Source organism: Modestobacter caceresii (assembly GCF_000761485.1).
Classification (GTDB): domain Bacteria; phylum Actinomycetota; class Actinomycetes; order Mycobacteriales; family Geodermatophilaceae; genus Modestobacter; species Modestobacter caceresii.
Genome location: NZ_JPMX01000091.1, coordinates 30,335 through 41,183, shown reverse-complemented (window position 1 = coordinate 41,183; position 10,849 = coordinate 30,335). Strand labels below are relative to the sequence as shown.

Annotated in this window: 9 protein-coding genes and 1 pseudogene; 8 read left to right on the top strand and 2 right to left on the bottom strand. The window is 72.5% G+C overall.

The features are described 5' to 3' along the window. Positions 1 to 503: sigma-70 domain-containing protein (locus tag IN07_RS26520; protein ID WP_036338866.1), on the top strand; the 503-nt coding region annotated here is incomplete at its 5' end. Between the two features lie 97 nt (positions 504 to 600). Here the strand turns inward: IN07_RS26520 and IN07_RS18285 are convergent. Then, positions 601 to 1,365 carry an IclR family transcriptional regulator gene (locus IN07_RS18285; RefSeq protein WP_036338448.1) on the bottom strand — a complete coding sequence of 255 codons (765 nt, stop codon included), beginning with the start codon at positions 1,363 to 1,365 and terminating at the stop codon, positions 601 to 603. 158 nt (positions 1,366 to 1,523) lie between these two features. Here IN07_RS18285 and IN07_RS26770 point away from each other — a divergent pair. After that, positions 1,524 to 2,447: pseudogene (locus IN07_RS26770) on the top strand (PDR/VanB family oxidoreductase); the annotation flags it as partial. Positions 2,448 to 2,477: 30 nt separating this feature from the next. Further along, on the top strand, positions 2,478 to 3,689 hold the full coding sequence (locus IN07_RS18275) for a cytochrome P450 (RefSeq protein WP_036338446.1): 1,212 nt from the start codon (positions 2,478 to 2,480) through the stop codon (positions 3,687 to 3,689). Positions 3,690 to 3,782: 93 nt separating this feature from the next. On the opposite strand, the gene IN07_RS25915 is transcribed toward IN07_RS18275, so the two are convergent. Then, positions 3,783 to 4,055: a hypothetical protein gene (locus IN07_RS25915; protein WP_197058545.1), complete on the bottom strand. Its 273-nt coding sequence runs from the start codon at positions 4,053 to 4,055 to the stop codon at positions 3,783 to 3,785. Between IN07_RS25915 and IN07_RS18270 the strand changes: the two genes are divergently transcribed. The 5 genes from IN07_RS18270 (at position 4,048) to IN07_RS18250 (ending at position 10,841) form a co-directional block, all read left to right on the top strand. Further along, positions 4,048 to 5,187 carry an ABC transporter substrate-binding protein gene (locus tag IN07_RS18270; protein WP_197058544.1) on the top strand — a complete coding sequence of 380 codons (1,140 nt, stop codon included), beginning with the start codon at positions 4,048 to 4,050 and terminating at the stop codon, positions 5,185 to 5,187. The genes IN07_RS25915 and IN07_RS18270 overlap by 8 nt on opposite strands. Positions 5,188 to 5,284: 97 nt before the next feature. After that, positions 5,285 to 6,169, top strand: coding sequence for a carbohydrate ABC transporter permease (locus tag IN07_RS18265; protein WP_036338860.1), 885 nt, complete (start codon positions 5,285 to 5,287; stop codon positions 6,167 to 6,169). Between the two features lie 2 nt (positions 6,170 to 6,171). Continuing rightward, on the top strand, positions 6,172 to 7,089 hold the full coding sequence (locus IN07_RS18260) for a carbohydrate ABC transporter permease (protein ID WP_036338441.1): 918 nt from the start codon (positions 6,172 to 6,174) through the stop codon (positions 7,087 to 7,089). Further along, complete coding sequence (locus IN07_RS18255; RefSeq protein WP_036338438.1) at positions 7,073 to 9,682, top strand: glycoside hydrolase family 78 protein; 2,610 nt, start codon at positions 7,073 to 7,075, stop codon at positions 9,680 to 9,682. Before IN07_RS18260 ends, IN07_RS18255 begins: the two co-directional genes overlap by 17 nt. A gap of 85 nt (positions 9,683 to 9,767) precedes the next feature. Continuing rightward, the gene (locus IN07_RS18250) at positions 9,768 to 10,841 is read left to right on the top strand and encodes an ABC transporter ATP-binding protein (protein WP_036338435.1); all 1,074 of its coding nucleotides are present in this window, start codon (positions 9,768 to 9,770) and stop codon (positions 10,839 to 10,841) included. The last annotated feature ends 8 nt before the right edge of the window (positions 10,842 to 10,849 follow it).

Here is a 10,849-nt window from a genome sequence, read left to right as displayed (position 1 = left end):
AGGCCCGCACCATCCGCATCCCGGTGCACATGGTCGAGGTCATCAACAAGCTCGGCCGGATGCAGCGGGAGATGCTCCAGGAGCTGGGCCGCGAGCCCACCCCGGAGGAGCTGGCCAAGGAGATGGACATCACCCCCGAGAAGGTGCTGGAGATCCAGCAGTACGCCCGGGAGCCGATCAGCCTGGACCAGACCATCGGCGACGAGGGCGACAGCCAGCTCGGTGACTTCATCGAGGACTCCGAGGCCGTCGTGGCCGTCGACGCGGTCAGCTTCACCCTGATGCAGGACCAGCTGACCAGCGTGCTGCAGACGCTGTCCGAGAGGGAGGCCGGCGTCGTCCGGCTGCGGTTCGGGCTCACCGACGGCCAGCCCCGCACCCTGGACGAGATCGGACAGGTCTACGGCGTGACCCGCGAGCGGATCCGCCAGATCGAGTCCAAGACGATGTCCAAGCTGCGCCACCCCAGCCGCTCCCAGGTCCTGCGCGACTACCTGGACTAGCAGGAGTGCCCCCGTCCTCCTCGGACGCGGGCGGCAGTGCCCCAGCGGCCGGTGACCCGATCGGGTCACCGGCCGCTGGCGTGTCCGGGGTCCGCCGTCAGGAGGGTGCCGGGGCGGGCGCGCGCAGCGCGCGGGTGATGCCGCGGGCCGCGGACAGCAGCAGCGGCACGAACTCGGCGCCCCGGCCGTCGTTCGGCACGATCACCGACAGGGCGGCCACCACGTCGTTCCGGTCGTCCCGCACCGGGACGGCCACGCCGGTGGCGTCGGGGTGCTGGTGCCCGGCCAGGACCGCGGACTGGGTCCGCCGCACCTCGGCGAGCTGGGCGCGCAGCTGCGCGGGGGTGCGCAGCCCGGCCGGGGTGACCGGGCGCAGCGGGGCGGCCAGCACCCGTTCCTGGACCTGGTGCGGCGCGTGGGCCAGCAGCACCAGGCCCGAGGAGGACGTGGCCAGTGGGAGCCGGCCGGCGATCCGCGAGTAGTTGATGACCGAGTCCCGCGCGCTCAGCCGCTCGACGAACAGGACGTCGTCGCCGTCGATGATGCCCAGCTGGGCGTGGTGGCCGACGACCGCGCGCACGTCCTCGAGGTAAGGCATGGCCGCGTCCCGCAACGACACGGTGGGCGAGGCCCGGGCGCCCAGCTCCCACAGCCGGATCCCGATGCGCACCTGGCGGCCGGGGCCGCGTTCCAGCAGCCCGTGCGCCACCAGCTCGGCGACCAGTCTGGACGCCGTGGCGACGTGCAGGCCACTCCGCCGCGCGATCTCCCCGACCGGCAGTGCCGGCTCGTCGGCGGTGAAGGCGTCGAGCACCCGCACGGCACGAGCGACCACCGACTCTCCGGTCGGGGTGCGGGCCATCGGGCGAGTGTGGCAGGAGGTTCTCGTCCATTGAGAAAGGGCTACGCCCCGACGTGACCTGTGTCGCACGCTGGCCAGCACCGACGACGAGGAGGTCGCCAGTGCTCGGAGTGCAGCAGCCGTGGGCCGGACACGCGGGCGTGGACCGCACGGTGGTCCGGGTCGAGGAGAAGACCCGGGTGGCCGACGGCGTCGTCACCCTCACCCTGGCCGCGCCGGACGGCGGGCGGCTCCCGGACTGGACGCCGGGCGCCCACGTCGACCTCACCCTGGACAACGGACTGACCCGCCAGTACTCGCTCTGCGGCGACCGGTGGGACGCCCACGCCTACCGGGTGGGCGTGCTGCTGGAGCCGGCCGGTCGCGGCGGTTCCGCCTATGTGCACCAGCAGCTGGCACCCGGTCACGTGGTCGGCCTCGGCGGCCCGCGGAACGACTTCCCGCTCGTGCCGGCGGACTCCTACCTCTTCGTGGCCGGGGGCATCGGCATCACCCCGATCCTGCCGATGATCGTGCAGGCCGAGCTGCTGAGTGCGGACTGGCGGCTGATCTACGGCGGCCGGGAGCGCCGCTCCATGGCCTTCCTGGACGAACTCGCGGCCCACGGCGACCGGGTCCAGGTGCGCCCGCAGGACGAGCACGGCCTGCTGGACCTGCCCGGCTTCCTGGGGCGACCCCGGCCCGGGACCCGGGTGTACGGCTGCGGCCCCGCGCCGCTGCTCGCCGCGCTCGAGCGGGCCTGCGCCGGCTGGCCTCCGCGCACGCTGCACACCGAACGGTTCGTCGCCGCCGAACGCGGCGCACCCGTGCGCACGACGCCCTTCGAGGTCGAGCTGCACCGGTCCGGGCGGACCGTCACGGTCGCGCCGGGGACGTCGGTGCTGGAGGCGCTCGCCGAGGCGGGGGTCGAGGTCCTCTCCTCCTGCCGGCAGGGCACCTGCGGCACCTGCGAGACCACGGTGCTGGCCGGGCAGCCCGACCACCGGGACTCCCTGCTGGACGACGAGGGGCGGGCCGCGGGCGACTGCATGTACCCCTGCGTCTCGCGCTCCTGCAGCGACCGCCTCGTCCTCGACCTCTGACCCGCGACCACCGACACCGAGGAGCTCCGCATGACCCTCACCGCGAGCCCGACCGACGGTCTGCCGGTCAGCGACGTCGACCCCTTCAGCCACGAGGTCCTGGAGGACCCGTTGCCGCTGCACGAGCAGCTGCGCGAGGCGGGGCCGGTCACCTACCTGAGCCGCTACGACGTCCATGCCCTCGCCCGGTACGACGAGGTGCACGCCGCGCTCGTCGACTGGCAGGAGTTCCAGTCCGCCGCCGGCGTGGGCCTGAGCAACTTCCGCACGGAGGAGCCCTGGCGGCCGCCGAGCCTGCTGCTCGAGGCGGACCCGCCTCAGCACGACGCGCCCCGGCGGGTGCTGACGGCGGTGCTCGGTCCGCGGGCCCTCCGCCGGCTGCGGGAGCGTTGGGCGGCCGACGCCGAGGAGCTGGTCGACCAGGTGCTCGCCGAGGGCACCGAGTTCGACGCCGTGACGGCGCTGTCGCAGGCGTTCCCGCTGCGGGTCTTCCCCGACGCCGTCGGCCTCGGTCCGGACGGCCGGGAGAACCTGCTGCCCTACGGCGACCACGCGTTCAACGCCTTCGGGCCGTCCAACGACCTGGTGGCCCAGGGTGCCCCGCGGATCGCCGAGCTGTCGGCCTGGGTGGGGGAGCAGTGCCAGCGGGAGTCGCTGGCCGAGGAGGGCTTCGGGGCGGCGATCTGGGCCGCGGCCGACCGCGGTGACATCACCCCGCAGCAGGCACCGCTGATCGTCCGCTCCCTGCTGACCGCCGGCGTGGACACCACGGTGCACGGCATCTCCGCCGTCCTGTACGCCTTCGCCAGCAACCCCGACCAGTGGGCCAGACTGCGTGCCGAGCCGGCGCTGGCCCGGGTCGCCTTCGACGAGGCCATCCGGTGGGAGTCGCCGGTGCAGACCTTCTTCCGGACGACGACCACCGCGGTGCGGATCGGGGACGCGGTCGTCCCGGAGGGCCACAAGGTCCTGATGTTCCTCGCGGCGGCGAACCGGGACCCGCGGCGCTGGGCCGACCCGGACGCCTTCGACCTGGGGCGCGACCCCTCCGGTCACGTCGGCTTCGGGATGGGGCTGCACCAGTGCGTCGGGCAGCACGTCGCCCGGCTGGAGGCGGAGTCGGTGCTCACCGCGCTGGCCCGGCGGGTCGCGCGGATCGAGCTGGCCGGCCCGACGCGGCGCCACCACAACAACACCCTGCGCGCCTGGGGCAACCTCCCGATGGCGGTGCAGCCGGCGTAGCAGTGGGCTCGACGGAGCGGCTGTCCCGACGGGGCGGTCGCTCCGTCGTCGTGCCGTGCGCAGGTCCGGCGCGACGCCCAGGTTGCGGAGTGGTCACGGCTCGATGTCGGTCGGTTGACCCCGAAGTGTGCGCCAGGCTACTTTTCGCGGCAGCAGTTGAAGCGTTTCAATCAGGTAGGTCTCAGGAGGACTGGTGACGATGAAGTCGACTGGCCGGACATGGGCTCCGCGGATGGCGTGCGCCGTCACCGTGTCGCTCGCACTGGCGGCATGCGGTGGCGGCAGCGGGGGTGACGGCGGGTCCTCGGACGACGGCTTCACCATGATGTCGCTCAACGAGAACACCACGCAGGACTCGGTGATCACCTCGCTGAGCGAGGACCAGTGCGCCACGCAGGACGAGGCACTGCCGCTGGACATCACCGAGCAGGCGCAGGAGAGCGTCGACCAGCAGATCCAGCTGCTGGCCGGCCAGGGCGCGCTGCCGGACCTCTTCCCGGCCAACACCCCCGACCTGATCCGTGAGCTCGCCGAGAACGACCAGGTCGCCAACGTGCAGGACGTGCTGGCCGACGGCGACGCCGCCGACGCGATCGTGCCGGCAGCGGAGTCCGCGGCCGACCAGATCTTCGGTGACCAGCTGGTCCTGCCGGTCGAGCTGAACATCGAGGGCATCTGGTTCAACAAGGAGATCCTCGAGGCCAACGGCATCGCCGTGCCGCAGACCTGGGACGAGTTGGTCGCCGCCTTCGAGACGCTGCAGGCCGCCGGCGTCCAGCCGATCACCAACGCCGGGTCCGGCGGCGACGGCTGGGGCATCAGCCGCTGGATCGGGGCCTACCTGTTCCGCACCATCGGGCCGGACGCCATGCGGGCGATCGCCGACGGCGAGGCCAGCCTGACCGACCCCGAGTACGTCGAGGCCGCCCAGGCCATCGCCGAGCTCGGTGAGGCCGGCTACTTCGGTCCGGCACCGAACTCGATCGACTACGCCACGGCGATCAACACCTTCCTGACCGGCGAGGCCGCGTTCATGTACATGGGTTCGTGGGCCCTGGCCGACTTCAACGACCCCGAGGCCAACCAGATCGGCGAGGACGCCATCGGCTTCCTCCCGTTTCCCGAGGTCGAGGGCGGCGAGGGCAACAGCGACCAGACGCCGACCAACCTCGGCACGTCGATCGTGCTCTCCTCCGCGGTCGCCGAGGAGGAGCAGGCGCAGGCCTGGGTCGAGTGCATCGCCAGCAACTACGGCAGCGTGGCGCTGCGCGACCACGGCCAGATCACCGGGCTGCAGCTGGCCGAGGATGTCGAGGTGCCGCCGCTGACCGGGCTGGTGCAGGACCAGATCGAGGCCACCGACGAGAGCGTGCTGTGGTTCGAGGCGCTGTTCCCGGCCTCGGCGACCACGGCCAGCCAGCAGAACGCCGGCCTGGTCGGCTCCGGCCAGATGAGCGGTGAGGACTTCATGTCCGCGGTGTCCGCCGAGCTCGGCTGACCGGCAGCACTCTCATCACCACCCGGTGCGGGCAGCGCGGACAGCGCTGCCCGCACCGGTGCTCGGCACCTGGCACACCTCGGAAGGCGGAGAGTCCGTGAGAGAAGTCCTCGGCGACCGGCGGACCGTCCTGGTCCTGCTGGCGCCGGCCCTGGCCATCTACACGCTGGTCATGCTCGTCCCGATGCTGTGGTCGTTGGGCTACACGCTCTTCGACGGCAGCGTCATCTCCGGCTTCCAGTTCGCCGGGCTGGACAACTTCAGCCGGCTCTTCAGCGACCCGAAGGTCGCCGACGCGCTGTGGTTCACGGTGAAGTACGCCGTCGTCATCACCGTCGGCCAGGTGCTGTTCGGCTACGTGCTCTCCCTGCTCTACGTCTTCGTGCTGAAGCGGGCGTCGGCGCTGATCCGCACGCTGGTCTTCTTCCCGGTCGTCATGCCGACGGTCGCCGTGGCGCTGCTGTTCCAGAAGCTCTTCGAGGTGGCCCCGCAGACCGGGCCGGTGAACGCGCTGTTCAACGCGTTCGGGCTCGAGTCGGTCAACTGGCTCGGTGACCCCGCCAACGCCTTCGTCGTCCTGGCGATCATGGACATCTGGCGGTCGATGGGCTTCTACGCCGTCCTGCTGTACGCCGGCCTGATCGACATCCCCGAGGACGTGCTGGAGGCCGCGCGGCTGGACGGGGCCTCGGGGTGGCGGCTGGTGCGCAACATCGTCATCCCGCTGTCGTTCCCCGTGTTGGTCTCCTCGTTGATCTTCAGCATCAACGGGACCTTGAAGGTCTTCGACTCCATCTACGCCCTGACCGGCGGTGGCCCGGGGACGGCGACGACACCGCTGACGCTGGCGATGTACCGGACCTCCTTCGCCTCCGGCGACTACGGGTACGGCGCGACGATCGCCCTGGCGCTGACGGTGCTCTCCCTGCTCGTGACCCTGCTCATCTTCAAGACGTCGCGGCGCGACCTGACCCAGGGCTGATCATGACGACTCCCGCGACCCCCCTCGTCGCCCCGCACGCCGACCTCCCCACCGGGGAACGTCCCGCGCCGCGGCCGCGCCGCCGCCGGCGGCCGATGCGCGCCCTGCGCAAGCTGCCGCTGTACTCCGTCGTCGCCGTCCTGCTGATCAGCGTGCTGTACCCGCTGGTCTGGCTGGTCCTCGGCTCCTTCAAGACCCAGGACGAGTTCCTCAACTCCCCGACCTGGGCGCTGCCGGAGGACTTCACCAACCTGGAGAACTTCGACGCCGCCTGGGGGAGCGTCAGCCAGTACCTGCTGAACTCCACGCTCGCCGTCTTCCCGGCGTTGCTGGTCATGCTGGTGATCGGCACGGCCGCCGGGTTCGCCCTGGAGATCATGGTCTGGAAGGGGCGCGGCACGGTCCTGCTGGTCTTCCTGATCGGCATCATGGTGCCGTGGCAGATGATCTTGCTGCCGCTGTTCACCGTGTACTTCCAGGCCGGGCTCACCCAGTCGCTGTGGCCGCTGATCATCACCTACACGGCCACCGGCCTGCCCCTGACGGTGTTCCTGATGGCCACCTACTTCCGCGCCATCCCGCGCGAGGTGTTCGAGGCGGCCACCCTGGACGGCGCGTCGATGCTGCGCTCGCTGGTGTCGATCGCCTTCCCGATGATGAAGAACGCCATCTTCACGATCGCGCTGGTGCAGTTCTTCTTCATGTGGAACGACCTGCTCATCGCGCTGACCTTCACCACCCGCGACGAGCTGCGCACCGTCCAGGCGGGGCTGCTCAACTTCACCGGCGAGTTCGGGGTCGTCCAGTACGGGCCGACGTTCGCCGCCATCTGCATCAACGTGCTGGTCATCCTGGCCATCTACCTCTTCCTGAACCAGCGCGTCATGCGCGGGATGGCAGCCGGTGCGGTCAAGGGCTGAGGCAGAGCCGGCCGTCCGCGTCGACCGGCTCACCGTCGAGCACCACCGCGAGCCGCTCGGCATCGGGGAGGCCGCGCCCCGGCTGACCTGGGCCACGGTCGCCGGCGCCGGCTGGACGCAGGGCGGCTACGAGATCGCGGTCGACCGGGGCGGCCGGACGACGACCGGCTGGGTCGAGGGCGGCGAGTCCGTCCTCGTCGCCTGGCCCGGGGCGCCGCTGCGCTCGCGGGAGCGGGTCGAGGTCTCCGTCCGGGTTCGGGGCAAGGACGGCTCGACGTCCGACTGGTCCGCGCCGACGGCCGTGGAGGCCGGGCTGCTGTCGCCGGAGGACTGGACCGCCGTGCCGGTCGGCCCCGGCCCGGGCACTCCACCGGACGGCGTCTGGCTGCTGCGGCGGGAGTTCGACGTCCGGGGCGACGTGGTCGCCGCCCGGCTGTACCTCACCGCGCACGGCGTCGCGGAGGCCGAGGTCAACGGAGCGGCGGTGGGGGAGGACGTCCTCGCCCCGGGCTGGACCTCCTACGTCCACCGGCTGCAGTACGCGACCCACGACGTCACCGCGCTGCTGCGGCCGGGGGCCAACGTGCTCGGCATCCGGCTGGCCGACGGCTGGTATCGCGGACTGGTCGGCTTCGACGGCGGGACCCGGGAGGTCTACGGCGACCGGGTGGCCGTGCTCTGCCAGCTGGAGCTGCACCACGCCGATGGGACCACCGCCGTCGTCGCCTCCGGACCGGACGGCTGGAGCGCCGCGCCGGCGCCGACCAGCTCGGCCAGCTTCTACGCCGGCGAGCGGCACGACGCCCGGTCCGACGACCGGTCCTGGTCGACCCCCGGGACCCCGACCGGGTCCTGGCGGCCGGCGCGGGACGTGTCGCCGCGCGACCCCGGGACGCTGGTCGCCCCGGAGGGGCCGCCGGTGCGGTGCACCCAGGAGGTCGAGCCGGTGTCGGTGACGCCGCTGGAGCCGGGCACCTTCCTGCTGGACTTCGGGCAGAACCTGGTCGGCCGGCTGCGGCTGCGGGTGCAGGGCCCGCGCGGCACGCTGGTGCGCCTCCGGCACGCCGAGGTGCTGCAGGACGGGCGACTGTGCACCCGGCCGTTGCGGGGCGCGCCCTCGGTCGACGAGTACGTGCTGGCCGGTGGTGGCCCGGAGCAGTGGGAACCGCGGTTCACGCTGCACGGCTTCCGGTACGCCGAGGTGAGCGGGTGGCCCGGTGGACTGGCTCCCGGTGCGGTGACCGCCCGGGTGCAGCACACCGACATGGAGCGAACCGGCTGGTTCGAGTGCTCCGACCCGCTGGTGACCCGACTGCACGAGAACGTCGTGTGGAGCATGCGCGGCAACTTCGTGCACCTGCCCACCGACTGCCCGCAGCGGGACGAGCGGCTGGGCTGGACCGGCGACATCCAGGTCTTCGCCCCGACCGCGGCGTTCCTCTATGACTGCACCGGCATGCTCCGGTCCTGGCTGCGGGACCTGGCGGCCGAGCAACTGCCCGACGGCACCGTGCCCTGGTACGTGCCCTACGTGCCGGGTGGGCCGATCTGGTCGCCGCCCCGGCCGGGCGCGGTGTGGGGCGATGCCGCCGTACTCACGCCCTGGGACCTCTTCGAGCGCGCCGGCGACCGGCAGGTGCTGGTCGACCAGTACGACTCCGCCTGCGCCTGGGTCGACCTGGTCACCCGGCTCGCCGGACCCGGCCGGGTCTGGGACCAGGGCTTCCAGCTGGGGGACTGGCTGGACCCGGCCGCGCCGCCGGAGGACCCGACTGCCTCGGTCACCGATCCGCACCTGGTCGCGACCGCCTACTTCGCCCGGTCCACCGACCACCTGGCGCGCACCGCCGAGGCGATCGGACGACCGGAGGACGCCGCCCGGTACGGCGCGCTGGCCGCCGAGGTCCGCGCGGCGTTCCGGAGCCGGTACGTCACCGCCGAGGGGCGGATGACCAGCGACACGCAGACGGCTCACGCGCTGGCGATCTGCTTCGACCTGCTGCTCCCCGAGCACCGGGAGCCGGCCGGCACGCGGCTGGCCCACCTGGTGCGCAGCTCCGGCAACCGGATCGCCACCGGGTTCGCCGGCACGCCACTGGTCACCGAGGCGCTCACCCGGACCGGCCAGGTGCCGACGGCCTATGACCTGCTGCTGTGCGCCGAGCTGCCCTCCTGGCTCTACACCGTCCGGCAGGGCGGGACGACGATCTGGGAGCGGTGGGACAGCCTGCTGCCCGACGGGTCGGTGAACCCCGGGGACATGACCTCGTTCAACCACTACGCGCTGGGCGCGGTGGCCGACTGGCTGCACCGCACCGTCGCCGGTCTGGCTCCGGCGGAACCGGGCTACCGGAGGGTGCTGTTCCAGCCGCAGCCCGGCGGTGGGCTGACCTGGGCACGGGCGCGGCACCGGTCGCCCTACGGCGAGGTCGCGATCGAGTGGCACTGGACCGACGGCCGTCTGGACGTCGAGGTCGAGGTGCCGACGGGCGCGACCGGCACCGTCCAGCTGCCCCTGCAGGCACCTCGTGAGATCGGCCCGGGGCGCCACCGCCTCACGGCCGACGTCCCCCCGGACTGGGCCGACCGATGAGCCCGGCCGATCCGCTGAATGCGGCGGGCGCACCCCGCACCGGCGCGGAGATCCCGCCCGGTGGACTCCAGGAAGGACGCTGACGATGGCGACCGTGGTCTACGACGGCGCGACCCGGCTGTACCCCGGCGCCGACCGCCCCGCGGTCGACGCGCTGGACCTGACGATCGAAGACGGTGAGTTCCTCGTCCTGGTCGGCCCGTCCGGCTGTGGCAAGTCGACCTCGCTGCGGATGCTCGCCGGCCTGGAGGACGTCGACGGCGGCGCGATCCGGATCGGGGACGTCGACGTCACCGACGTCGCGCCCAAGGACCGGGACATCGCGATGGTGTTCCAGAACTACGCGCTCTACCCGCACATGACCGTGGGGGACAACATGGGCTTCGCGCTCAAGATCGCCGGGATCGGCAAGGAGGAGCGGGCCACCCGGGTGCGGGAGGCGGCGCGGATCCTGGACCTCGAGCCCTACCTGGACCGCAAGCCCAAGGCGCTGTCGGGTGGTCAGCGGCAGCGGGTGGCGATGGGCCGGGCGATCGTGCGCTCCCCGCAGGTGTTCCTGATGGACGAACCGCTGTCGAACCTGGACGCCAAGCTGCGCGTGCAGACCCGCACGGAGATCGCCTCCCTGCAGCGGCGCCTCGGGGTGACCACCGTCTACGTCACCCACGACCAGGTCGAGGCGATGACGATGGGCGACCGGGTGGCCGTGCTGAAGGACGGCGTCCTGCAGCAGGTCGGCGCCCCGCGGGAGCTCTACGACCGGCCGGTGAACGCGTTCGTCGCGGGCTTCATCGGATCGCCGGCGATGAACCTGATCGAGCTGCCGACGGTCGACGGGGGAGTCCGGTTCGGGGACACCACCCTCGCCGTGGAGCGGTCGGCGCTGGCGCAGGCCGTCGACCGGCGGGTGCTGGTCGGCGTCCGTCCCGAGGACCTCGAGCTGGCCGAGCAGGGCCTCCCGGTGAGCGTCGACGTGGTCGAGGAGCTCGGCGCGGACGGCTTCGTCTACGGGCACACCGAGATCGGTGGCGATCGGCACGAGGTCGTCGTCCGGGTGGACGGCCGGCAGGTGCCGGCCCGCGGCTCGGTGGTGCACGTCCGGCCCCAGGCCGGACACACCCACCTGTTCTCCACGGCGGACGGCCACCGGCTCGCCTGAGGTCGGCC

Coding starts and splice junctions, on each gene's coding strand:
- IN07_RS18275 (WP_036338446.1), top strand. CDS start 2,478: ATGACCCTCACCGCGAGCCCGACCGACGGTCTGCCGGTCAGCGACGTC.
- IN07_RS18285 (WP_036338448.1), bottom strand. CDS start 1,365: ATGGCCCGCACCCCGACCGGAGAGTCGGTGGTCGCTCGTGCCGTGCGG.
- IN07_RS18250 (WP_036338435.1), top strand. CDS start 9,768: ATGGCGACCGTGGTCTACGACGGCGCGACCCGGCTGTACCCCGGCGCC.
- IN07_RS18260 (WP_036338441.1), top strand. CDS start 6,172: ATGACGACTCCCGCGACCCCCCTCGTCGCCCCGCACGCCGACCTCCCC.